The sequence below is a fragment of the Streptomyces sp. NPDC046727 genome (genome assembly GCF_040645635.1).
Taxonomy (GTDB): Bacteria; Actinomycetota; Actinomycetes; order Streptomycetales; family Streptomycetaceae; genus Streptomyces.
Genome location: NZ_JBEYYR010000029.1, coordinates 1 through 23,071, shown reverse-complemented (window position 1 = coordinate 23,071; position 23,071 = coordinate 1). Strand labels below are relative to the sequence as shown.

21 protein-coding genes and 7 pseudogenes are annotated in these 23,071 nt (G+C 68.8%); 14 read left to right on the top strand and 14 right to left on the bottom strand.

All coding sequences use genetic code 11. From position 1 onward, the window contains the following. Positions 1 to 8: 8 nt before the first annotated feature. On the bottom strand, positions 9 to 407 hold the full coding sequence (locus ABZ937_RS29625; protein ID WP_361696393.1) for a VOC family protein: 399 nt from the start codon (positions 405 to 407) through the stop codon (positions 9 to 11). A 94-nt stretch (positions 408 to 501) separates the two neighbouring features. Between ABZ937_RS29625 and ABZ937_RS29620 the strand changes: the two genes are divergently transcribed. Next, positions 502 to 1,491 carry a YafY family protein gene (locus ABZ937_RS29620; RefSeq protein WP_361696392.1) on the top strand — a complete coding sequence of 330 codons (990 nt, stop codon included), beginning with the start codon at positions 502 to 504 and terminating at the stop codon, positions 1,489 to 1,491. A 129-nt stretch (positions 1,492 to 1,620) separates the two neighbouring features. Here the strand turns inward: ABZ937_RS29620 and ABZ937_RS29615 are convergent, their stop codons facing one another. Both ABZ937_RS29615 and ABZ937_RS29610 read right to left on the bottom strand, forming a co-directional pair. Continuing rightward, positions 1,621 to 1,905, bottom strand: a complete 285-nt coding sequence (locus tag ABZ937_RS29615) for a hypothetical protein (RefSeq protein WP_361696391.1) — start codon at positions 1,903 to 1,905, stop codon at positions 1,621 to 1,623. Positions 1,906 to 1,907: 2 nt separating this feature from the next. Continuing rightward, positions 1,908 to 2,159, bottom strand: a complete 252-nt coding sequence (locus ABZ937_RS29610) for a helix-turn-helix domain-containing protein (protein WP_361696390.1) — start codon at positions 2,157 to 2,159, stop codon at positions 1,908 to 1,910. Positions 2,160 to 2,236: 77 nt separating this feature from the next. Between ABZ937_RS29610 and ABZ937_RS29605 the strand changes: the two genes are divergently transcribed. From ABZ937_RS29605 to ABZ937_RS29590, 4 genes and pseudogenes are all read left to right on the top strand, one after another. Continuing rightward, positions 2,237 to 3,034, top strand: a complete 798-nt coding sequence (locus ABZ937_RS29605) for a VOC family protein (RefSeq protein WP_361696389.1) — start codon at positions 2,237 to 2,239, stop codon at positions 3,032 to 3,034. A gap of 86 nt (positions 3,035 to 3,120) precedes the next feature. Next, positions 3,121 to 3,439: pseudogene (locus tag ABZ937_RS29600) on the top strand (transposase); the annotation flags it as partial. Further along, positions 3,439 to 3,770: pseudogene (locus tag ABZ937_RS29595) on the top strand (transposase); the annotation flags it as partial. The pseudogenes ABZ937_RS29600 and ABZ937_RS29595, both read left to right, overlap by 1 nt. 186 nt (positions 3,771 to 3,956) lie before the next feature. Next, a complete protein-coding gene (locus tag ABZ937_RS29590) occupies positions 3,957 to 4,601 on the top strand; it encodes a dihydrofolate reductase family protein (RefSeq protein WP_361696461.1) in 645 nt (214 codons plus the stop codon). Positions 4,602 to 4,636: 35 nt separating this feature from the next. Here ABZ937_RS29590 and ABZ937_RS29585 read toward each other — a convergent pair. The 3 genes and pseudogenes from ABZ937_RS29585 to ABZ937_RS29575 all read right to left on the bottom strand — a co-directional run. Further along, positions 4,637 to 4,871 (bottom strand): annotated as a pseudogene (locus ABZ937_RS29585) (IS630 family transposase); the annotation flags it as partial. 539 nt (positions 4,872 to 5,410) lie between these two features. Then, positions 5,411 to 5,926 (bottom strand): annotated as a pseudogene (locus ABZ937_RS29580) (phosphotransferase); the annotation flags it as partial. Positions 5,927 to 7,531: 1,605 nt separating this feature from the next. Continuing rightward, positions 7,532 to 8,092, bottom strand: coding sequence for a hypothetical protein (locus ABZ937_RS29575; protein ID WP_361696388.1), 561 nt, complete (start codon positions 8,090 to 8,092; stop codon positions 7,532 to 7,534). A 456-nt stretch (positions 8,093 to 8,548) separates the two neighbouring features. On the opposite strand from ABZ937_RS29575, the gene ABZ937_RS29570 reads away from it, so the two are divergent. Further along, entirely contained in the window at positions 8,549 to 9,073 is a 525-nt protein-coding gene (locus ABZ937_RS29570; RefSeq protein ID WP_361696387.1) for a MepB family protein, read from the top strand. 7 nt (positions 9,074 to 9,080) lie between these two features. Here the strand turns inward: ABZ937_RS29570 and ABZ937_RS29565 are convergent, their stop codons facing one another. From ABZ937_RS29565 to ABZ937_RS29555, 3 genes are all read right to left on the bottom strand, one after another. After that, on the bottom strand, positions 9,081 to 9,470 hold the full coding sequence (locus tag ABZ937_RS29565) for a transposase (RefSeq protein ID WP_361696460.1): 390 nt from the start codon (positions 9,468 to 9,470) through the stop codon (positions 9,081 to 9,083). Positions 9,471 to 9,939: 469 nt separating this feature from the next. Next, positions 9,940 to 10,080: a hypothetical protein gene (locus tag ABZ937_RS29560; protein WP_361696386.1), complete on the bottom strand. Its 141-nt coding sequence runs from the start codon at positions 10,078 to 10,080 to the stop codon at positions 9,940 to 9,942. A 323-nt stretch (positions 10,081 to 10,403) separates the two neighbouring features. Beyond that, positions 10,404 to 11,483 (bottom strand): protein kinase family protein, encoded by a 1,080-nt coding sequence (locus tag ABZ937_RS29555; protein WP_361696385.1) that lies wholly within the window; start codon positions 11,481 to 11,483, stop codon positions 10,404 to 10,406. Between the two features lie 228 nt (positions 11,484 to 11,711). On the opposite strand from ABZ937_RS29555, the pseudogene ABZ937_RS29550 reads away from it, so the two are divergent. Both ABZ937_RS29550 and ABZ937_RS29545 read left to right on the top strand, forming a co-directional pair. Further along, positions 11,712 to 11,921 (top strand): annotated as a pseudogene (locus ABZ937_RS29550) (Tn3 family transposase); the annotation flags it as partial. Between the two features lie 133 nt (positions 11,922 to 12,054). Continuing rightward, on the top strand, positions 12,055 to 12,429 hold the full coding sequence (locus ABZ937_RS29545) for a transposase (RefSeq protein WP_361696459.1): 375 nt from the start codon (positions 12,055 to 12,057) through the stop codon (positions 12,427 to 12,429). A gap of 63 nt (positions 12,430 to 12,492) precedes the next feature. On the opposite strand, the gene ABZ937_RS29540 is transcribed toward ABZ937_RS29545, so the two are convergent. Continuing rightward, positions 12,493 to 13,947, bottom strand: a complete 1,455-nt coding sequence (locus ABZ937_RS29540) for an RNB domain-containing ribonuclease (protein ID WP_361696384.1) — start codon at positions 13,945 to 13,947, stop codon at positions 12,493 to 12,495. A gap of 316 nt (positions 13,948 to 14,263) precedes the next feature. Between ABZ937_RS29540 and ABZ937_RS29535 the strand changes: the two genes are divergently transcribed. Beyond that, positions 14,264 to 15,099 (top strand): IS5 family transposase gene (locus tag ABZ937_RS29535; protein ID WP_361696383.1). Its coding sequence is split into 2 segments (ribosomal slippage): positions 14,264 to 14,587 and positions 14,590 to 15,099, totalling 834 coding nucleotides; the frame shifts between segments, so codons are not numbered across the junction. Here the strand turns inward: ABZ937_RS29535 and ABZ937_RS29530 are convergent. Beyond that, a pseudogene (locus ABZ937_RS29530) lies at positions 15,081 to 15,593 on the bottom strand (transposase family protein); the annotation flags it as partial. The gene ABZ937_RS29535 and the pseudogene ABZ937_RS29530 overlap by 19 nt on opposite strands. Positions 15,594 to 15,974: 381 nt before the next feature. Further along, positions 15,975 to 16,913, bottom strand: coding sequence for an AraC family transcriptional regulator (locus ABZ937_RS29525; protein WP_361696382.1), 939 nt, complete (start codon positions 16,911 to 16,913; stop codon positions 15,975 to 15,977). A 104-nt stretch (positions 16,914 to 17,017) separates the two neighbouring features. Between ABZ937_RS29525 and ABZ937_RS29520 the strand changes: the two genes are divergently transcribed. Then, positions 17,018 to 17,698, top strand: coding sequence for an NAD(P)H oxidoreductase (locus tag ABZ937_RS29520; RefSeq protein WP_361696381.1), 681 nt, complete (start codon positions 17,018 to 17,020; stop codon positions 17,696 to 17,698). 219 nt (positions 17,699 to 17,917) lie between these two features. On the opposite strand, the gene ABZ937_RS29515 is transcribed toward ABZ937_RS29520, so the two are convergent. Next, positions 17,918 to 18,166 carry a DUF5707 domain-containing protein gene (locus ABZ937_RS29515; RefSeq protein WP_361696380.1) on the bottom strand — a complete coding sequence of 83 codons (249 nt, stop codon included), beginning with the start codon at positions 18,164 to 18,166 and terminating at the stop codon, positions 17,918 to 17,920. Between the two features lies 1 nt (position 18,167). Next, entirely contained in the window at positions 18,168 to 18,368 is a 201-nt protein-coding gene (locus tag ABZ937_RS29510) for a DUF5707 domain-containing protein (RefSeq protein WP_361696379.1), read from the bottom strand. A 125-nt stretch (positions 18,369 to 18,493) separates the two neighbouring features. On the opposite strand from ABZ937_RS29510, the pseudogene ABZ937_RS29505 reads away from it, so the two are divergent. From ABZ937_RS29505 to ABZ937_RS29490, 4 genes and pseudogenes are all read left to right on the top strand, one after another. Next, positions 18,494 to 18,592, top strand: a pseudogene (locus tag ABZ937_RS29505) (LysR family transcriptional regulator); the annotation flags it as partial. Positions 18,593 to 18,847: 255 nt separating this feature from the next. Further along, positions 18,848 to 19,813, top strand: coding sequence for a serine protease (locus ABZ937_RS29500; protein WP_361696378.1), 966 nt, complete (start codon positions 18,848 to 18,850; stop codon positions 19,811 to 19,813). A gap of 919 nt (positions 19,814 to 20,732) precedes the next feature. Continuing rightward, complete coding sequence (locus ABZ937_RS29495) at positions 20,733 to 21,878, top strand: hypothetical protein (RefSeq protein WP_361696377.1); 1,146 nt, start codon at positions 20,733 to 20,735, stop codon at positions 21,876 to 21,878. Further along, positions 21,875 to 23,071: hypothetical protein (locus tag ABZ937_RS29490; RefSeq protein ID WP_361696376.1), on the top strand; the 1,197-nt coding region annotated here is incomplete at its 3' end. The genes ABZ937_RS29495 and ABZ937_RS29490, both read left to right, overlap by 4 nt.

Here is a 23,071-nt window from a genome sequence, read left to right as displayed (position 1 = left end):
ATGTGACGTCAGCGTGCGAACTTTTCGATGGCCTCCGGGGTGACGGGGGTAAAGAAGTTGACGAGGTTGCCGTCAGGGTCGCGGAACAGCAGCGACCGGTTACCCCAGGGCATCGTGGTGGGCTCGTTGACGAAGTCGGTGACGAAGCCGGTCAGGTTCTGGTGAACGCGGTCCACGTCGTCGACGAGGAACTCGGTGATCACGCTGTGGTTGTCCGCCGGGCGGGCAGAGCCCGGCGCGAACAGCGGGACGGTGCGGGTGCTGGCGATCGCGAGGGTGGCGCCCGCGGTCTTGAGTTCGGCGAAGTCCTCGGTGGCCCGTATCGCCTGCGTCCCTGTGGCTCGCTCGTAGAACTCGACGAGGCGTGCGACGTCGCTGGTGATGATGCGGATCGAGACGAAGTCCATGGGAATCTCCTTGGCTCTGCTGGAAGGCGTGCACGTCGCAGGCTAGGAGAAATAGTGGACAGAATCGGTCCTGTATTCGCGCTAGTCTGCGAACATGCCTCGACCCACCGGCCGCGTGCTGACACTCCTGGAGCTGCTGCAGTCGGGCGGCACCCGGACTGTGGCCGAGCTCGCCGACCGTCTCGGCGTCGAAGGGCGCACTGTGCGGCGGTATGTGGACCAGCTGATCGACCTGGACGTGCCCGTGGAGTCGGTGCGCGGCCGCTACGGCGGGTACCGGCTGGCTCCCGGGTACCGCCTGCCTCCGCTCATGCTCAGCGACGACGAGGCGCTGGCCGTGCTGCTAGGCCTGGTCGCCGGCCGCCGAGCAGGGCTGACGACGACGGAGCGCACGGCAAACGAGACGGCGTCGGCGAAGATCCGACGGGTGCTGCCCAAGCACATCGCCCGCCGGCTCGACACCCTCCTGGAAGCTCTCGCCTTCACGGATCAGCCCGGCGAGTTGGACCACCCCGACGCCGGCGTCCTGCTCACCATCGCCGATGCGGTGCGCCACCGTCGGCCGGTCTCGATCCGCTACACCGACCGCGACGGACGGCGCAGCGAACGCACACTGCACGCGTACGGGATCGTCGCCCATGCGGGCCGGTGGTACGTCACGGGCAAGGACGCCCAGATCGGCGAGGACCGAACCTTCCGGCTCGATCGCATCGCAGACGCGCGGACCCTGCCCGGCTCATTCGAAGCGCCCGTGGGTCCCGGTCCGGCACAGCGCGTGTTGTCAGCGTTCGCCACGGCCGAGTACCGGCATGAGGTGACCTTGCGGATCCACGGGACGGTCGAGCAGATCCGCGCCCACCTCCCCGCCAGCATCGCGAGCCTGGAAGAGCACGAGCCCGCGGCAGGCCAGGACCGGGCGACCGAGCGCTGGCTGCGCGTCGAGCTGCGGGCGGACCGGCTCGATTGGCTGCCTCCGGTACTCGCCTCACTCGACCGGCCGTTCGTCATCGAGCGCCCCGACGAACTGCGAGACCTCGTCATCGCGCTCGCCGATCGCCTCACGTCCTGCGCCCGCCAAACCTGACGGCGACGGAACCAATGTCATGAGACGGCACAACTAGAGTCTGCGGCAGCCCCGAGGCAGCTGTGGCGTTGCCAGCGCCGGCGGCGTACTGCCACCACCACAGTGCTCCCTCGGGCTTCTCGGCAAGGTTCAGCAGGCAGCCGAGGTGCAGAACGCCGACGAGGTCGCCGGCGATGCCGGCCAAGTGCTCCGCCGCCTGCGTGCTGCGCAGGAGCTCACAGGACAGCGCCTCCAGGCAGGTTCGGCGTACTCCAGACGGGTGGGGTCATGGCCCTGTGGTGCGGGCCGGGCGCCGAACATGAGGGTGGCGGTGACGTTGCGGACGATCTCCTGCTTCAGGTCTTCGAGTTCGTCGTCGGTGGCCGTGTCGGGGATGGCCGCCTGGTCGAGGATCCTGTCGATGTGGCGCGGCACGTCTACTCCTTCTCCTCGTCGCCACTCAGGTCGATACCGAGCTTGGCGGCGATGCGCCGGTTCCTGCGCACCGTCTGCTCGTGGATGCCCATGATCTCGGCGACCTGCTTCACCGGGTAGCCCAGAGCGAACAGCAGGTGATCACGTTGAACTGGCGCTCCGGCAGCTGTCCGGTCGATGACCCGGTTCTGAGATCCGACGTGATCGCCTGCTGCTGGCCAAAACTTCGGAGGGCTGTATTCGTTCCTCAGCACGAACCCCCAAGAAACGGTTCACCCGCGGCGTAGCGGCGGGTGGACGGCGTCCCGAACCCACTGCGGAGGACCACACCATGCTGTCGACTGAGTACGTGCCGGGCGCTCCGAACTGGCTCGATTTGGGTGCCCCGGACACCGACACAGCCGCCGCCTTTTACACCGCCACCTTCGGCTGGGAATACGAGTCGGCGGGGCCGGAGGCGGGCGGTTACGGCTTCTTCAGGCAGGACGGCAAGACGGTCGCGGGCATCGGCCCGCTCACCGAAGAGGGCGCGAGCTCCTCCTGGACGGTGTATTTCCACACGCCAGACGCCGACGCCACCGCCAGGGCCGTAGAGCAGGGTGGAGGAACGGTCCGGGTTGCCCCGTCTGACGTCTTCTCCTTCGGGAGGCTGGGTCAGTTCACCGACCCCACCGGCGCGGACTTCGCTGTCTGGCAGCCAAGCGACGTGAATGGAGTCGAGCTCGTCAGTGAGCCCAACAGCCTGTCCTGGGTGGAGCTCTACACCACCGATGCTGCCGCAGCGAAGGCGTTCTACAGGTCGATCTTCTCCTGGCAGACAAATGATGTACAGATGAGCCCCGAGCTCACTTACACAGTCCTCACGCCGGCTGGCGGCGGCGAGGAGAACAGCCACGGCGGATTGATGCAGCTGCCCCAGGAGAACCTCGACGCCGGATCGACACCGGAGTGGCATCCGTACTTCGAAGTGGCCGACGTCGACGCCACGCTCGCCAGAGCCACCGAAGCCGGAGCCACCGTCATCATCCCGGCCGCCGACGCGGAAGGCATCGGCCGCTTCGCGATGTTCCTCGACCCCGCTGGTGCCGTCTTCGCCGTCATCAAGAGCACCGACCCAACAGGTAACTAGGCTGTCGCTCCACGGCCGGCGGCCCTCGCCGCTGCTCCACCCGTGGCATCAGATGCTCAATATCGTGGAACGGTCACCGTGACCGTTCCGAGCACCGGCGCGGGCACGACGCGATGTACGACGCGCTCAACTGCGGGAACGTCGAAGTGCCACGTTGCGACAGGTGCTGGCCGGGCTGCCGCAGCCCGAGGCCGCCGACGGCCGTCCGGTCCTGGTGGTGGACGTCACCCACTGGCTGCGGCCGGACGCGCTGACCAGTGCGGACCGCTTGTTCTGCCACGTCTACCGCCGCAGCGGACGTTCGTCGGACCAGTTCGTGCCCGGCTGGCCCCACTCGTTCATCGCCGCTCTGGAGTCGGCCGGGCCTCGTGGTGCCAGATCCTGGACGTGCTGCGGCTGGGGCCGGGCGTCCTTGGCGTGATCACCGCCAGTTGGTGGACGGGGTGCTGTGGCGACTGCGCGCGGGAGCCCCGTCGCGTGGCCTGCCCGAACGGTACGGCCCGTGGCAGACCGCCTACCGGCGCTTCGCCCAATGGGAGAAGGATGGCACCTGGGCCGCACTCCTGCGCGAGGTCCAGGTCCGCAACGACGCGGTGGAGACTGTGTAGCGGACGGTCTCTCAAAAAGGGGATCAGCCTGAGGTCGAATCGGATGATGTGGCAGCAGGTGATCGGCGGGAGGCGCTTGGCCGGTCCCGGGCGGGCTGACCGCCAAGATCCACCTGGCGGTCGACGGGTGGCGGCCACCCCGGCCCCTCGCGGTGCCGTCCGCGTCCGCCACGGGCACACCGCTGACGGGACCGCTTCCTGACACGCCTTGGAAAAAAGTTGTGGGCCGCTGTCGATCTGGCCACGTCCCGTTCGACGTCATGGTGTGCGGCGCTTCGCCACACAGTGACACGACAGGACTGACGAGGACACACGTGGATCAACTGCTGAGAGTCATGAACTTCAACGTCTCGAGTGACGGAATCGGTGCCGGGGAGTACCAGAGTCTCGAGCGGCCGTTCGGCCACGATCATCCCGAGAGGCTGTTCGCCTGGGCCGGCGCCACGGCGAGCTGGCCCATGCGCACGGATCCCGGGGGCAGCCGGGGCCTGGACGACTACTTCACGCGGGACTTCGCACGCAACATCGGTGCCGAGATCATGGGCCGCAACAAGTTCGGGCCCCAGCGCGGGCCCTGGCGCGATGACGAGTGGCGCGGCTGGTGGGGACAGGAGCCCCCGTTCCGCACGCCGGTGTTCGTCATGACCCACCACGAGCGTCCGTCGTTCACGCTCTCCGACACGACGTTCCACTTCGTCGACGGCGACCCGGCCACGGTCCTCGACCGGGCGCGGGAAGCGGCGCAGGGCAAGGACGTCCGACTCGGCGGCGGGGTCACCACCATCCGGCAGTTCCTTGATGCGGGGCTCGTCGACACCCTGCATGTGGCGGTCTCGCCGGTAAAGCTCGGGTCCGGACTACGCCTGTGGGAGTCCCCCGATGAGCTGAGCGACCGGTTTCATCTGGAGGTCGTGCCCAGCCCGAGCGGCGTGACGCACCACCTGTTCTGGCGGAGGTGAGGCGAGGGCAATCAAGTTCAGGCCACGGTGACGAGGGGGCGTCCGCCCCAGCGGATGCCCTTCTCGCTGTGGGTGCGGATCACATCCCGGACGGCGTCCTCATCGGCCTGCACCAGCAGGGCGATCACCGGCACATGGTTGCCGCCCGCCGACGCCAACAGCACCATCGCGCGCCGGTAGCACACCGAGTTGGTGCTGCCGCGGCGCACGATCTGCTGCCGCTCCTGCCCCCTGGTCGGTCAGTCTGCGTACGCGGACGGGCTCCGCCACCGCGCCTCCAGCGGTCGATCGGACGTCACCTCACATCCAACTGCAATGACCACCACCCTGGCCAACCTACGCGCTCACAGCACTAGCTGATCCATGCCGTCCTGCCGGTCCGCAGCAGGCGCGGCCGGCCACTGCGCCACCCCAAGCACCTGTACGCCGACCGCGGCTCATGACCACAAGGTCTACCGGGACAAGATCCGCTGGTTCCAGATCACCCCATACCTCGCCCGGCGCCACACCGGGCACGGCTCCCGCATGGGCGTGTACCGCTGGGTCGTGGAAAAACGATCACGCTGCCGCACTGGTTTCGCCGCCCGCGCATCCGCTGGCAGAGCCCCGACGACCTCCACCTCCACCACGCGTTCGTCACCCTCGGCAGCGCCGTCATCTGCCGGCGACGAGGCGGCGGGGTAGACAGGGTGAGGCAAGGCGAAGTGCGCGCACCGCATTTTGTTGAGAGTAAGGGCAGGCGATGCGCCGGAGCAGATGGCCTGCTCGATGCGTCGACACGCATACGGGGCAGTCGGGCGCGCGCAGCCTCACATCCGGGATTTCAGCACGTCGACCTCACAGCCCGGCGCGAAGGGGTCGAAGCCGTGCTCGATCAGCCAGCGAACCGCCAGCAGGCTTCGCAATGACCACCACGCGTGGATCACGTCGAGGTCGACGTCGATGCCGTAGCCGGCGATGACGTCGTCGAGGTGCTCCTCATGTCCCAGCGTGAAGGTGGCCAGGTCGTACAGGGCATCACCCTGGCCCGCCTCGGACCAGTCGATGACGCCCGTGACCTCGTCGCCGTCGACGAAGACATGCGCGATCTGCAGATCGCCGTGCGTGAACGCCGCGGTCCACGGCCGCAGCGCAGCCTCGGCGACCTGACGGCTGCGGGTGACCAGGCCGGCGGGCAGGACACCGTTCGTCACGAGCAGCTCACACTCGTCATCGAGTTCTGCCGCCAGCGCGACGATGCTCCGCCCGGCCCGGCCGGGCCGGGACGGCAGCGGCGCGTCGTGCAGCTTGCGGATGGCGGCGCCCGCCGCGGCCCACGTCGCCGACGCGCACAGTGGCACGCTCACAATGGGGGACGACGACTTCGACCTCATCCACGGGCGACCAGTATCCCGGAGATGACCGCCGACGTCGCCGGGATTTCGCGTGCGATTGCTACGTACGTGACCGTGGCTCTGACTGCGGAAGCCGTCTCGATGCGACCGTCGCAGTCACCATCCGAGAGAGTCTGCGATGCCGGCCTCTGATGTGGCCTGGGGGCTGGTGCATGTAGTCAAACGCACCCTGGGGAGGCGGAGGAGGAACTACGCAGGCACACAGCCCACCGCCTCCGCCAACCCCTGGCTCACACGAGACAGGTGTCAATCAGACACACAGGTTGCCGGTGCCGTTGTCACCGTTACAGCCATCGTCTTCGCCGTAACCGCCGGCAGGAGCGGACTGGACCGTCGTGGCCTTCATCGCGCTGTGAGGGACCGACGACCCGGCCACGGCGTATGCGGCCGTGGACGACCCGGTTGCGAGAGCGAGGCCGAGGAGAGCGCCGATCGCGAGTGCTCGTGACATTGATATCTCCAGACGAGTTGGGGGTGTTGCCTTCGTGTGGATCACTTTGCATGCCCCCGCCGCAGGCTTCATCTCGGACGCGGCCAATCGGGCGCAGCCAACGAGTGCCGGCCCGGACATCACGCCGAGACCGGCCGCGATGCCCGTGCGGCCGACCGCACCCAGCCCCGGCACGGACCCAGGAAGCGTCCCCGGCGAAGACGGTGCCGCGATCAGCGGCCCACCCGGGCGGCAAAGCCGCCGGTCTGGACATCACGCGGAATCCGGCCGCGATGCTCGTGAGGTCGGCCGCACACAGCGCCGCCAGGACCTCACGCTCGCTGTGTCACCGCCGGCCCCCCAGCCTGGGGCCGCGTGGGAGCGGGTGACACCACCCGCTGGTAGAGGTCGGTCATGCATTCCCCTACCGGGCCTGGCATTTCACGGAACTTGGGTCGAAGCCGTTTTCAACGAGCCATCACTGACAGTCCGCGGGGCCGCTCGCCTGCCTCCGGCGACCTCCAAGGGGGCGCAGCCCGATTTCCTTTGGTGTCGTGGGCAGTTGAGGACCTTCGCACGTCGCAGGGCTGCTTGCCCGCTGAGGGGAAGGCCAGTTCCACAGGAACTGGCCTTCGAGCGTGGCGCTTTACCGCCCAGCCAGAGTGCGAACGCATCCGATGGTGGCCTGGGCAGTCAGGCGCTGTCATCGCCGGGCGGCACGATGCCGCTGCAGTCGCATTGCGGGCCAATGGGGTCCGGACTGGGGAGGGGCTTGGGCTCGGGGAAGCAAGGACCGGGATCGCAGGGACTGGGGTCGGAGTGGGGCCTGGGATCGGGGTTGAGGTAGGGCCTGGCTTGCGGGATGCAGGGCGCGTAGTCCGCAGCGCCCTGGCTGGAGCCAAGACCGTAGCCGAGGCAGCTGTGACCACCGTGAGATTCGATCGTGATCGCGGTGCCGGTGTGTGCCGTCGCCGGGACCGCGAATGCACTGGCTGGCAGCAGCGCGCCTCCGATTGCCAGAGCGGCCACGGTGGCACTCAGCGCACGACGCTTTGTCCGGGGGCTGCGAGTCATGGGAATTCCTGCTCTTTTTGAGAAGGGATGGATCAGGGGGCATAGAGGAAGTCGGTGTCGATTTCGGGGGCCACGTCCCTGCCTCCCCTGAGCCCTTCTCCGTCCTCGTGCGACAAGTCGTTATCAAGATCAGTCCTCCAGCCGTATGGGTCGTCCGGCATGGGATCAGGGTTGGGGTTGCCAGGCATCATGTGCTGATTTTCGTCCGGGGCTACCGGCGGAGGGGCGTCCCATGGATGCGTTTGGTACTGGCTGAAGTCGTTCGGACCCGTGTAGTCCTGCCCCGCTACTGGCTCATGGGACTGGTCCTGGCTGTAGTCGTGGTCTGCGGGCGTGGACTGGTCCTTGCTGTAGTCGTGGTCGTCGGAGGGGAAATTCCCGCCTTCGCCGCCTCCCGCGCCTCCCTCACCTCCTGCGCCTTCCGCGCCGCCCCCTCCGCCGATGTCGGACTGGTCCCCGGGGGACGTGGGAATCGAGTCCTGGCTGGCGGGGTCGGTGTCACTGCTCTCGGTCCCGTCATCGTCGCCATTGGTGTCCTGTGCCGTCGGCAGGTCCCTTTGACCGGTGCCCGTGGTGGCGTGAGAACTGCTCATCGCCTGGGTGGCACTGCGGGGCATAGGCGTCGCGGAGTAATTAAGTCTCGGCTAACCATTCCGGACCATTTGTCGGTCTAGTGCTTCCCGACTCCCACGCATCGCTACCGATCTGTATGTTCATTCTCGATGCGCATTGACACCTGCTAAGAATCCTGACGTAGCGAAGAGGGCTCAGCACGTACCGGATATTCGTGTCTTGACAGGACTGCATACGAGTGCAATAGTTCACGGCCCGGATCAGCGGAGTAATCCAGGAAATGGGTCTGGAGCCGAGCACAGCCCGTACGAGCTGGGACGCGCTCCCGGATCACAGCCAGAGAGCTACTGAGGTTTTCGGTTCAGGATGACGATGTTGTACCAGGGGCCCGGCGCTGACAGGTCGGCTTGGCTTTGCATCGCGAGGCAGGTGAGGGCCAAGGCAGAGCGCGGCAGTCGCGATGGCAGGATGGCGGCATGGTGACGAATCAGCCGTGGGCGGGGCTTCACAGTGATCTGCTGGCGGCGAAGGCGTTGGTGTACGACCCGAGCGTCTTTGCCTGCTCGCTGCCAGTGCCCGAACCGGAGAGCGTCGAGTACGCGGCGTGCGGTTTCACGCTCGATGGCCGGTCGGTCCGGTTCCGCGCGGGCAAGACCACCCCGACGAAGGTGGGCCAGTTCGTCACCATGTGGCAGCGGTCCGCTGAGGGGCCGATCCGGCCTTTCGACGCTGACGACGGGGTGGACCTTTTCGTCATCAGCAGCCGTGGCGCCGACGGCTTCGGACAGTTCGTCTTCCCGCGCGAGGTGTTGTGCGAGCGCGACATCGTCTCCCGCAACGGCTGCGGCGGGAAGCGTGCATTTCGTGTGTACCCGCCGTGGGTGACCACGACCAACCGGCAGGCCCGCAGCACCCAGGCATGGCAGGTGGACTACTTCTTCCACCTGGGCGGGGACGGGCCTGCCGACCTGACGCGCGCCCACGCCCTCTATCACCCGTAGGTGCCCACTACTGCCGCGGCGTCCGACTGCTGGGCAGAATCAGTCCGGTTTCGGCGATGAATCCGTCGCGGAGGCCGGGTTGGTACTGCATCCGTTTCAAGCGGGTGCGGGCCAGCGTGGCGAGCTCGTCGAAGCTGCACGGGGCCAGGTTGCCCAGGCTGTTCTTCAGATGTCCCCACACGCCCTCGGCGGGGTTGCGGTTGGGCGCGTACGAGGGAAAGCGGAAGACCGTCAGCCAGCTTCGAGCCTCGATCAGCTCACGTATCGCGGCATCGACATGATGGGTGCAGTTGTCCCACACCAGCACGACACGCCCGCCAAGCTGCTGGTGAAATGCGTCCAGCAACGCGGCGAAGTCCTTCTCTTCGGAAACCCTTCCGCTCACCCTTGCGGCCATGGTGCACCAGCATCCGGAAGATGAGCCGGGTGCGTCGGCCCAGCCTGCGGCACACCAGGCCGACCAGCGCGATACGTCCCGAGCCGCCGACCCGGACGGTGACGCGGGGCGTGTGGCCACGCCGGGACCAGGTCCGTGCTGTCGGCGGCCGGAGCACCTGGCCCGACTCGTCGGCGAAATACAGCCACGCATCCTGGTCCCCCGCCGTCTTTCCACCCGAGGCCACGTCGCCTTCATCCAGGTGGCCACTGCATCGGGGTTACGCTCGGCGGCCCTGCGCTGCGGGAGCTGCACCGTGAAGCCCATCTGGTGCAGGATGCGACAGGGCTGCGCAGGGCTGAAGCGGACATGGAAGTGTCACGCGATCACCGTAGCCACCCGGGCCAGCGTCCACCGCTGGTCCTCCACCCAGCCGTGCGCGGCAGGCCCCTCTCCGGCTCCGCGGCCGGCCAGGCCCGCCAAGTGGGCTTCATCCGGGACGGCCGCCCGGCGGTCCTTGGGAACGCAGCGCCTCCACTCCGTCGTCCCGTCGGCGAGCGTGCCAGTCGTAGGTGTACCTGCGGGACACCCGTAATCGCTGCTCGACCTGCGACGGAGCTGCTCCTTCCATAAATAACTCGGCGACTTGGAAGCGTACTTGCTCTCGCTGAGCGCGCTGTTTGGCCGTCAGGCCGCCCCCATCGGGATACCGCATGACACCGGGATACACCCACCCCCGAGATCACCATCACCCCGAACCGAAACCCTCAGTAGCCGGGTCCCCATCTCCCAGCTCACCGCGCTCAAACGGCAGCACCACGACGAGGTCCAGCCCTTGCGGCAGGCCCTCGAAGCCGCCCAGAGCGAGAACCTTGAACTGAGACGCCGCCTCGGCCCCCGGCACACCACCCGTCCCGCGACGTCCTGACGGCGATCTTCTGCCGAAGGCCGGCTTCAGTGGGGCGCCGCGACCGCTGCGCCCCAGGCCCGCCCGACCTCGGCGGCCGGAAATGGCGTCCGCTTGCTCTCGGTGAGCAGACGACGGGCGAATTCACCGAAGACCACGGCAGCTCGGGAGTGCCGGTCGATGATCGAGGCGATCTCGCCCGGGACGCCATCGGGCCGGTGGCCGGCGATCCACTGGCGCAGGAACGCCTCGTGTTCCATCCCGCCGCGCAGGCCATTGGGCAGATGGTGGCGGAGCAGATGACTCATGGTGTGGCAGCGGTCATACGCGAGATGGTCGTTGAGGAACTCCGCCTCGACCGCTGACAGTTCGAAGCCGGAACTCAGGGCGAGTCCGAAGTCCGCGAAGTACAGCAGCCGACCGTCGGTCAGGACATTGGCGAAGTGGGCGTCGAAGTGAACGAGTCCGTGCGAGCTCATGAAGGCAGTCCCCCGCGAAAGGGCCTCCTCCACCCACGGGTACGGCGAGCCCTCCCCGCCCTCCGGCGCGGCGGTCCGGTAGTCGTGCAACCAGTCGCCGAGTGTCTGCGGGACGTGTTCCAAGAAGAGCACTAGGCTGGACGAAGACCGGCCGATGGCCTCCAGACGCTCACGCACGGCCGATGACCCCTCCCAGTGCGAGACCGCCCCGTCGACACCCCCGAACTCGTCGGCGAACCCTTCGGGAGGGGAGTCGGGCAAGACACGCCAGTGGTACATCAGCGGAAAGCCCTCGTACTCGTTCCCGAGGACCCAGTTGGTGGTCATGACATGCACGGCCAGCTCTCGCCAGGCCCCGAACCCCGCTGAGCCCACCCCGTACTGGTAGAACATCGGCAGTCCGAAGAGGTTCGCCGTCGACCGCACGTTCTCCGGCCGCAACTCGGTGTCCGTCAGGGGAACCCGCTTGACGAACACCCACGTGCCATCGACGTCCAGCTCCGCAGACCTGCCGCCGATACCGGACCCGAGCGGCGCTGCGGCGGCCACGACCTCACCGAGCCGACGGTCACTCAGCAGGGACAGGCGCGTGGCCACGGTCCCATAGGCGGCGAGCCGAGCGGCATACCGCGGGTCCGGGTGGTGCATAGAAGACTCCTCGGTGCCCAGAACCAGGGCCTCGGCGCTCTCGCGGACCCGGTCGATCCTATCCGCCGGGCTGTCGAAGGAGCAGGTACGCGAAGCCGCACGGAACTCTGGCCCCGGACGCCGCCTCAGACGATGACGCGCCCCTGGCACCGGTCTCTGACGGACGCGACCGCAAGCGTTCTACCTGCACAAACGACACCCGTTCACCCGTTTGCCCCGGAGACCTGGTGGACCACCCGCTACATCGACGCCGCCGTCGACCGGCTCCAGTCCGAGGGCCACGAGCTCCGCGAGGAGGGCATCGCCCGGCTCTCCCCGCTCAAGCACCACAACCTGAACCTGCTCGGCCGCTACAGCTTCACCGCCAGCGTCCCGGCCGCAGAGGCCCTGCGGCCACTGCGCGACCCAGACGCGGCGGAGCTCGACGAGGACGACGGGCCACTCGTCGTCAGAGAGTCGGCGGCATGCCCTCCGCTGATCCGTCTCCGCTCCGGATCTTGGTCACCTTGCCGGACGGGCGCCTCCCCCTTGGGCAGCAACACCCGTAGGGGTACGGGGCGGTGGCGGTGGGCTGGTCGGACGATACGGACACAGCCTCCATGGCAGAGGCAGGTCAGCGGCCCTCGCGCCGCAGGGCACGCCGCCGGTACGGGCTTTTTCCAGACGTTGTCCGCACACCGTCGGCAAGCCTCTCACGATCGCCGACGGCGGCTACCCGGGAACCGGACTCGTCATGCCGCACCGTCGCGACCGCGGCCAGACCGAGCTCCCAGCTTGGAAAGAAGACCACAACAGGACCCACAAACAGGTCCGAGCCCGTGTCGAGCACGTCTTCGCCCGCATGAAGACCTGGAAGATCCTCCGCGACTGCCGCCTCAATGGCGACGGCGTCCACCACGCCATGCCCGGCATCGCCCGGACGCACAACCTCGCCCTCGCCGAATAGGTCGCAGGTGGCACGATGGCCCGCTATGCCCGAGGCGGCTCCAAGATCTTTACGGGATACCCCTTAGGGCACGGTGAAGAGAACCTTGTCCTCGTCCGCGGCGGGGTCCGCCTGCTTGAGCCTGGCCCTGACGCTGGATCCGAGCTGGAGATCCAGGCTGTTGGTCGAGACGACCTTGGCCAGCACGGCGGGGTCGGCCAGGAACACTTTGCCCTCGCGCGGCCTGCCCCGCTCCGCGTCGGTATCGATGACCGTGGCGTCGAACACCTCGCCCACGCGGTCCTTGAGCACCGCGGCCTCGGCCAGGTCCACGGTCTGTCGGTGCGCCAGGCTGCCCTTCCCCCGTGCCGTGTCGCACGGGATGCAGGACAGGGCGTCGAGTACCCAGTTCGGCGGGGCCTTGTCCGCGCACGCCATCACGCACAGCTCACCGGTGTACCGGTCGACCAGGCGCCGCAGTGGAGCCGTGCAATGGGCGTACGGGGCCGCGATCGCCGCGTGCATCGTGTACGCCGGCTTCTGGTTGTCGCGGAAGACGGTGTACTCCGCCTTGAGCATCGTGCTCGTGGCCTCGGTGAGGAAGGCCATGTGCTGCTGGTTGTGGGGATCGAGCTTGCGGACCAGCGTGGCGTACGAGATGCCGGGCCGCCAGACGATGCCCAAGGCCTTCGCGATGTCGTGCAGGCGCTTGATCACGTTCTGATCGGCCTGCTCCTTCTGGGTCCGCAGGATGCCGGTACCCGTGTCGAGCATGATCTGGGCCGCGGACATCCCGGTCATGAGGGAGATCTGCTCGTTCCAGCCCTCGACCGGCAGCGTCGCCACGTAGCGCAGCCGGAACGATCCGTCCTCGAGGGTGACCTCCTGGTCAGGCAGATTCACCGAGATGCCACCGCGCGCGATTTCGACTGCCTCCCGCAGCTCGCCGATCTCGCGCAGCAGGGCGAGGGACTCCTCCGCCGTGCCGTTCTCGATGGCCTGCTGGGCGCCGGCGTAGTCGAGCTGGGCCCGACTTCGGATCACGGCCCGGCTCACGGACGAGTCGGTCAGATTGCCGTGGGCGTCGAGGTCGTGCTGCCACAACAGAGCGGGGCGGTCCTTGTTCGGCAGCAGGCTGGCCGCGCCCTCGGAGAGGACGGGCGGGTGCAGGGGCACCTTGAGGTCGGGGAAGTACAGCGTTTCGATCCTGTCGTGCGCCTCGATGTCCAGAGGGCTGCCCGCCCTGACGAAGGTCGCCACGTCCGCGATGGCGTAGTACACGCGGTAGCCGCCACCGGGCCGGCGTTCCAGGTGCATGGCCTGGTCGAGGTCCTTCGAGGTCGGCGGATCGATCGTGAAGAACGGCAGGTGGGTGGCGTCCTTGTCGGGCAAGCGCGCCTCACCCGCGGCCTTGTCGGCCGCTTTGAGTACGCGCTTGGGGAAGCTCAGGGGGACCTTCAGCTCCGCGCGGAGTTCCTCCAGCGCGGTGCGCAGAGCGTCCTGGGCCTCGGCAGACATGTGCATCAGGCGGCGTTGCATGCCCCGAGCGTAGGGCGGCGGTCACGAGCCGGCGAGGCGAGCGGGGCCAGGCGGCGGAGGGACCGGGGCGACGGCGGCCGCGCGGGGAGGGGACATCGCCGGAGGGCGCGCGACGACAGCTACGGCACCTCGCCGCGTTGTCGGATCGCCCGAACATGCCCAGTATGAGGGCGACCCTCCGCCTTGCGATGCACCGCATCTGACGCCGCGCGCTGATCCACCGGGGATTACGGACAGCCCTTACAGCGGCCAACACAATGAGGTGGATCGGTCCTGGCTGCCGTGTCCCGGGCGGTAGTTGAGCGTTCGGTCTGGCGTGGGGACGTCGCCGTGGGTCGTGTCCGATGAGCTGTGGGATCGGCTGGAGCCGTTGCTGCCGCAGCGTGAGCGCAGGTTTCGGTATCCCGGCCGCAAACCGTTGCCGGACCGGTATGTGCTGAGCGGGACCTTGTACGTGCTGTACACCGGGATCCAGTGGGAGTACCTGCCGCAGGACCTTGGTTTCGGCTCCGGCACGACGTGCTGGCGCAGACTGCGGGACTGGAACGAGGCCCGCGTGTGGCAGCGGCTGCACGAGGTCCTGCTGGCCGAGCTGAACGCAGCCTCGCGGCTGGACCGGTCTCGCTGCGTGGTCGATTCCTCGCACGTCAGAGCCATGAAAGGGGGCAGCACACGGGCCCCTCGCCGGCCGACCGGGGCCGGACCGGCTCAAAGCACCATCTGATCACCGTCGGGCACGGAACCCCGCTCGCGGTCCTGCTGACCGGCGGCAACCGCAACGACGTCACCCAGCTGCTGCCCCTGCCCGACGCGGTCCCGCCGGTTCGCGGTCGGGTCGGTCGGCCCCGCCGCAAGCCGGACTCGCTGTTCGCCGACCACGGCTACGACCACGACATCTACCGCGACCAGGTCCGTGCCCGAGGCATCGTGCCCGCGATCGCCAGACGCGGAACTCTGCACGGAACCGGCCTGGGCACCTACCGGTGGGTGGTCGAGCGAACGATCGCCTGGCTTCACGGCTTCCGGCGGCTCCGCATCCGCTGGGAACGGCGAGCCGACATCCACGAAGCCTTCCCCGCACTCGCCTGCTGCCTGATCACCCACCGACAACTCAGGTCATTGAGTCCTTTCAGCGTTGCCGCTCCATGGTGAGGATGGCCTCGGCGATGGACGACATTCGATTTGCGGTCGGCGAGGACCGGGACGCCCTGGCGTTCGCAGATCCGGATGATCCGGTGGGTGCGAGCCGCGGTCAAGTCGTGCGCACGTCCGGGCAACGCGGGCGAGATCCAGAGCAGCCGCCCCGCCGGATCGGTCACCACCTGCACGTTCACCCCGTACCGTCGGTGCTTGTGGGAGTAGTCGGTCCGGCTGTCGCCGACTCGGTCGCGTTCCGCGAGGGTGCCATTCAGCAGGACGTAGTCGGGGTCGGCCTCGCGCAGGGCACGCAGCAGCCCGGGCGCGCGGTCGGCGAGCAGGTCGATGACGGCCCTCGCGTACGCGTGGGCGGTACCGACGGCGATGCCGAAGCCGGCCGCGATCTGGGCGAGGGTGTCGTGCCGGCGCAGGTACATCAGACCGACCAGGGCACGCTGGTGCGGCGGGAGCTTGCAGCGGTGGTCACCCTCGCGGGTGACGATGAGCATGGTGACCCACTCGACCAGAGCGTGAAGCAGGTCGAGTGCGGCAGGACAGGAACCAACAGGGCTCCTGCGCCGATGGGTTGAGACTTCGAACACCTCCTCCAACGGCACGGGAGCCTTGTGCGTTGCGGGCACCGACGCTGTCACCCGATCAGTGGCCACGCTGAAAGGGCTCACTGACACTGATCTTGGCTGGCGCCGTGAAACGGCTCCCAGGTCACCTCGAAATGAGTCCCCGCGAAAGTGACACAGCCACTCGGGGCGTACCACGGATCGGGCACCGAGCGGGCCGGGCAGTGCGCGGCCTGGCACGCCGTACGCAGAGCGACACCCATGAGAAGGGCACCCCCTGGTCGCCGGACCGGAACTCCGGCCGACCGGAACTCAGGCCGCCGCGGCGCGGAACGTGCTGGGGCTCAGGCCCTTGTGGCGTTTGAACGCGGCACTGAAGCCAAAAGCGTCGGCGTAGCCGACGGACCTTGCGATCTGGGCGATGCTGAGGTCGGTGTCGGTCAGAAGCGCCTCGGCCTCGTCCATGCGGCATTCCGTGAGGTAGGCGAGCGGCGGGCGGCCCATCAGCTTGGTGAAGCGCTTGGCGAACAGCGCCCGGGAGACGCCGGCTCGAGCGGCCAGCGACGCCACCGTCCAGGCCTCGGCGGGCCGGTCGTGGAAGGCCTGCAGGGCGGAGCCGAGGACTGGGTCGGCGAGGCCCCGGTACCAGCTGGGCGCGTCGGCGCCGGCCTGGTCGAACCAGCTGCGCAACGTGCACACCAGGGCCCAGTCCAAGAGCCGGTCCATCAGCGCCTGAGAACCGGCCGAGAAACGGGCGGCGTCGGCGGCGGCCGTCTCCAGCCAGGCACAGACCTCGACGTCCTCCTTGATCGCCAGGACGGGCGGCAGGGAACGCAGGAGCCGCTCGTGGCGGTGGCCCGAGGCGCGGTAGGCGCCCACGATCAGCGCGGTCGCCTCCTCCGAGTCGGTGCCCCAGTGAATACCGCCGAGTTCCTGGGCGGTGCACTCGGCGTCCGTGGTGAAGCAGGCGATCTCGTACGCGGCATGGGAGCGGTGGACAGTCGTGGGATGGTCCGCGAGATGGAACGGTGCGGGGCCGCGCACGATGGCAGTATCGCCCACCCCGACCGCTCGCTCGGTGCCGTCGGGCAGCAGCAGGGTGCCCCCGCCGCGCAGCACGCTGATCAAGGTGAGCGGTGCGTCGTCGGTGAAGCGGATGGTCCAGGGCGCCGTCAGCACGGCATGGCTGACGACCGAGCCCTCGGCCCGGATGCCACTCAGTAGCGCACTCAAAGGATCCACGGGACGCATCGTAGACGATCTCCTATGTTCCGGAGCGTTTCTCGCATGGATCATCCACGCCACCGCGGCTGTACTGGATTCACCGAATCGACCGAGACCAGCCGGGAGACACCGTGACGCAGCACGACAGCCATGCCAGGACAGCCCTTGTGGTCGTCGCACACCACCGCACCGATTCCCTCACCGCGCACACGGCCCGCCGTGCCGCCGCCCGGCTCGAAGCCGCCGGATACCGCATTGACCTGCTCGACCTGCACGCCGAGGGGTTCGACCCACGGATGAACGTGTCGGACCAGCCGGACTGGGGCAACAGGGAAAAGGCGTATTCGGACGAAGCGCACGCCCATATGCAGCGCATCCTCGACGCCGATGTCGTCGTCGCCGTCTTCCCGGTGTACTGGCAGAGCGTGCCCGCCATCCTCAAGGGCTGGATCGACCGCGTGTGGAACTACGGGTTCGCCTACGGCCGCAGCAAGCCCCGCCTCGCCGGCAAGCGCATCCTGTGGCTGGGCCTCGCCGGCGCCACTGCCGACGATCCCATCGTGGAGGGGATGCAAACCGTCCTCGAGACCAATCTGAGCGAAGGCATCGCCTACTACTGCGGCTTCTCCCATTCCACCGTCGGCCTGCTCACCGACGCGGAGGAGCGCCCGCAGCGCGTCGACGCCGAAGGCAACCTCCTGATCGGCGAAGCGGTCGCAGGCGCTGAGCGAGAGGCACAGTACGCCGGTCTCGACCGGCGTGCACGGGAGTTCGTGGAACGGTTCGTCGCCGAGGGACTTGTGGCGGCCTGACCGCCAAAAAGACATACGTGGTCGTGGACGACCTGTGGGTGCCGAACGTTGGAGGTCGAGCTGGTACTCCAGCGCCTTGCCGATGGGACGTACCCCAGGGCGTCGATGATGCGCCGCATGTGCGCGTGCAGGGAAGTTCGATCGGTAAAAGCCCTGGTCACGATCGCTCCGGTGCTGCGCCGCACCTGCCCCGCGAGCACCTGTGCGCGGCGACGAGGTTCAACGAGCGGTGAAGCCCGCCGCCCTGGCGTCCAGGGCGGTGCTGCCGTCGGCGGTCGTGGCGAGGACCGCGACGTGCCAGGAACCTTGCGGGGACGATGCGGACTCTGCGGCGGTCACCCGGGTCGTGTAGCTGCAGCGCACGGTGTACTTACCGACGGGCTTGCAGGTGGCACACTCCGCTGCGGCCATCTCCTTGGCGGTCGGCTCCTTCTCGGCGAGGGAGGAATGCGCCGGAATGGCCAGCACTTCAGGCTCTTGACGCAGAGGACGCCGTGACCTCGGTACTGAAGGTGAGCGAGCCGACCCGGCCGCCGTCGGGGGCGGTGTAGCGGGCGGTGCTGTGGGCCAGGGCCGGGGTTTGGTCCCCGGCGTAGGCAACAGCGAAGGCTCCGGCGCCGCCGAGGCCGACGACACCGGCGGTCAGGGACAGAGCAACACGACAGGACATGGGGGCTCTCCGTAACCTGTCTCGGTGCTGTGGAGCTCAGCGCTCTGGGCTGCGCCGCTACACCGATACTCGCCGCGCGGGGCCGCCCCGGACGTGAGCAGAGACACTCAACTCGGCCTGGGTAGTTGCAGATTCTCCGCACCCTGCGCGAGCGGGGCACCGTCACCGCGTCGGCCAAGGCCCGGCACATGGCCCCCTCCGCGGTCTCCCAGCCTCTGACCAGCGAGAATGAGGATTGCTGAGGTGCCTGTTCCCGCCACCGTCGGAGGCACTTTCCAGGCGAAGAAGCGTATCCGGGGGCTTTCTCCGGCGCTCTGCGGAGTCCTTCGCCGCGCAGCCACACTCCGGCCCCCCGAGCTTTCCCCGGTACAGAAGGGGGCTGGCCACACCATCGACCGGCCCGTTGCCCGGATGGTGCGGCAAGATTCGGTCAACGAGGCTGAACGCATACGGATCCACCAAGCAAAAGGGAACCCTCTGTGTTCAGCTTCAAGTCGCCGCGCCGCCGTACCGCCCGCACCGCTGCAGTCGGCGCTCTCGCCGCTGCGGCCTGCATCACTGTCATGGCCGGCAGCGCCGGAGCCATCGTCAACGGGTCGGACTCCACCGAGAGCTACCCGTTCATGGCGACCATCCCGGAGTCGGCCCCCGACCAGGGTCTGATCGACGGGAACTGTGGGGCGTCGCTGATCGATCCGCAGTGGGTGCTGACGGCGGCTCACTGCATAAAGGTCGAGGGGCTCAAGCTGGACGGCATCGTGCGGATCGGCAGCGACCACCGCAAGTCCGGCGGCACCGTCCGGAAGATCGACCGGACCTTCGTCCATCCCGGCTATGTGAACGGCGACAACAAGGCCGCCAACAAGAACGACATCGCGCTGATACGCCTGGACCGCCCGGTCGCCCAGCAACCCATCAAGATCGCCGAGCAGGCAGGACGGCCCGGCACGCCGACCCGGCTCCTGGGCTTCGGCACCACCGTCGACACCGAGTTCAAGTTCCCGGACCGGCTGCAGGAGCTGAACACCCGCAGAGGCGCCGAGTCCGAGTGCGCGCCCGGCTACGCGGACCGGACCCGGCTGTGCACGATCACCACCGTGCCCAAGGCCATGGCGTGCTCCGGGGACTCCGGCGGACCGCAGGTCCAAAAGGGCCGGCACGGCCACTGGGAGCTGATCGGCGTCACCTCGGGGCCCGGCGCCCCGAAGACGTTGTGCTCGCAGGGCCCCGGCCTCTACACCAGCGCGCCCGCCTACGCGAGCTGGATCGACAAGACCATGAAGACCAACAGCGCTGCGTCGACTGCGGCCAAGAGCTCCGTCCTCGCCGAGACCGGCACCCACGACAACACGGCGGCGATCACCGGCGTGGCCGCCGCACTGATCGCCGCCGGTGGCGGCACCGCCCTCGCAGTACGCCGCCGCAAGACCCGCCACGCCGCCTGAGCGAAACCGCCGTAACCCGAAGGCGGCGGCCCCCTCGCCAGGGGACCGCCCGCTCTTCGCCGCGTCCTGGGGCGGGGCGCGCAGTGCCGGGCAGGTCCGCCACGGCACGCCCCAGCGCCGCTGCAGCCTGACAACCTCTGAGTCCTCTGCTGTCACCGCACACAGGGCACACCATGCGTTCGACTGCCGGCATCGTCAGGCCCGGCTCGGTCATCTCGCATTCGTCCAGGGCGAACCACTCAGTGGGCCGGGCGAAGGCCCCGGTGCCGATCCGTACGGGGCGCGCCGTGCCCTCGTTGTCCAGGCGGATCCGGTACACGTACCAACGGCGGATCAGCGTGTCACGGTCCACCGGGACCATCGTGCCGAGCACCGGCTCCGTGCCGTTGCCCCACACCGGGGCCACCGCCTGGTCCAGGTGCACCCGCACAGCGCCGTACGGGCAGCGGACATCGACGACGGAGCCGAGCGGCGCCCCGCTGGGGCGGGTGTACTCGAAGCCGGCCTGCTCCCGGCGGCCGGCGAAGGCCCCCGACGTCACGTAACGGATGGTCCACGCTGTTCACACCGCGGGCGCGGCGTCCGCACACGTGTGGCGTGCCGTCCGGATCCGGGTGATGGGTGAAGTGGCACGCTCGGTGAGTTGACTGAACCAACTTGAAGAAAGTGGCAGGTCCGGTGGGGTCCTGCTGACTTCCCCGGCTGTGCCTGAACCAACATTCCGTGAGCGGGACTTGGCGGCTCTCGTGCTGCCTGAGACTGGTCGGTTACCGCTGCTTGCGTCTCGCGAAATGGCTCGATGGTTCGTCCTGACTGGGCACTGGCGAAGGTTCGGTGTGCGAAGCGGGCACTCCCTTTGCTGCTGTCAGCAAATCAATACACTGCTGGTCAAGATCCGCAGGTCGGAGAGGATCACGGGGTGAGTGAGACAGACGAGGCGCCCGGGGCGCCCGGTCGGCTGCGCCGAGCGCTGCCGCACAGCAGGCGCGGCCGGTTGTCGCTGATATCCGCGCTGGTGCTCGTGCTTGCGGGCACCGGGCTCGGCACGTGGGCGACGGACACCTGGCCATGGCCGAAGGACCGCTACTGCTGGGGCGCATGGGAGGAGGACAGCGGCCCGGACTTCCTAGGCGACAAGGCATTCGGTGACGATGACGACGGGTCACGCACCGGTAAGGAGACGGCGCCTACCGCCGAGCGCCCGACCGGCAGCTGCGAGGTCGTCATCGCCAGCGACTACAAGAGCAGTTACGACGGTGACAAAGTCTCCACCGACCAGCGGGTGACCGTCGAGTACGGCCCGGTGCCCAAGGCCGCGGAGGCCCGGCTCGCGATGGTCCACGACGGTTTCCTGGGCGGCGACATGGTCCCGCTCCCGGACGGTCTGCCGGGCACGGTGAACGGGCGCGGTGGCCTGCTGGTGCTCCCGAAGTCCTGCGATACTCAGGACGGCCGGCCGACCGTCGTCACCATGCACGCGTCCGGCACATACACCAGCGGCCCCACGTACACCCAGAACGATCCGGCCGATCTGGGCGGCGCCCGTCAGGCGGCGGAGCTGCTCGTCGCAGCGGCCAACCGTGGAATGGCGGCGGCCGGTTGCGCGCCCGACGAGCCGCTGAGGGTCAGCTCGCCGCTCTACGACCTGCCGGGCAAGCCGGAGCTCATCTTCAGCACCTCCGACGACGTCTGCGGCATCCGCAGCCTGCACCTCGACACGGAGGACGTCGAGGACCAGACCGGCGCGGCGACCCGCGACCTGCAGACGTGCAGCGTCCGTGGCGATCGCGACGGCGTGCCGTACTTGCAGCTGGCGATGGTCGCGCAACCCCGGCTGGCCGCGGTGTTCGACGGCATCACGGGTGAACGCCCCGCGGCCCGCGGCTGGCGCGGTACGGGCACCATCGGCGAGAAGCACGCGATCGTACGAGCCGACTGCGCCGGTCGGCCCGCCACCTTCCTGATGGGCGCCTCCACCGACCCCGGCCACCTCGCCGCCTTCGCCAACGCAGTCGCCGCCCGCCTGGGCTGCGCCCCCATCGCCCCCAAGGGAGCCGCCCGGTGAGCAGCACGGAGGAAGAGCCGAACCGCTACGAGCAGCCCCTGCCCCCCGAGCGGGAGCTGCTCAGCGAGCGGCGCCTGGGCCGGTGGCACTGGCGCAGACTGCTGCGCGGCCGGGTCCGGCCGCTGCTGGCCGCAGGTCTCGCCGGGATGCTGCTCGGCGTCGGCGGCACGGCCTGGCAGACGCAGGCCGGGCCGTTCGCGCCGGACGAGTTGTGCTGGGGCGCGCTGTCCCGCGATGACCTCGCCCCGACGTTCCGCAAGCCCGAGGGCGTCCAGGCGGTCGAGGCGCCCGTGCTGCGCGGCGGGCGCTCCCTGGACGGCCCCACCGGCAGTTGTCAGTTGACGAACAGCGACGGCGACGGATGGGCGCTCACCGTCCGGGTGCACCAGCTCGACGACCGGGCCGGCGACGACGGCAAGTGGGCTGATGAGTTCCTCTCCGCCCGCCTCACCCCGCTCGGCGGCGGCCTGCTGGGCATGGCCTCGGACAACCGCGCCTGGCTCGCCATCCCGGACGGCTGCCTGGGCCGCCCCGGCGACCTCGACGGGCCGACCGTCGTGGACATCGCCCAGGGCAGCTGGATCACCGACATGGAGCCGCGTACCAAAGAGCGGGACGCGATGGCCCGCATGGTCGTGAAGCTCGTCAACAAGGTCAGCGCGGACCTGGGCTGCGCCGGCACGATCGCCGATCCGGTCGATCGCCTGCCGAAGGCCGCCCGCTACACCCGCACGGAGAAGCCGGACGCGCTCTGCGGCATCAAGGGGCTGACCCTGGGCAAGAAACGCAAGCCGGCCCACTACCCCATGATCACAGACGGGCACGGCCCGGTGCGCACCTGCGACCGGGACATCACCGGCTCGCAGCCGGAGCAGCGCCTGATGACCGTCGAGGACCCGCGACTGGCCGCGATCTTCACGAGGATGACGCTGAACGAGGGCGACCGGGTGCGCTCCGCCGCGGGATACGGCGGCCTCGGCCCCAACCTCGGCGTCTTCCGGGCCCGTTGCCAGGCAGGCTCGACGGTGTTCCTCGTACAGGCCAACGACGGCGGGATGAGCGCGAACCTGCGCACCCTCTTCCCCCGCTACGTCGAGGCCGAGGCCGCCCGCCTCGGCTGCGGCCCGCTGAAGCTGAAGCTGCCACCGCCGGGGCGGGGGCCCGGCGCACCGCCCCCCGCGACCCCCAGCAAG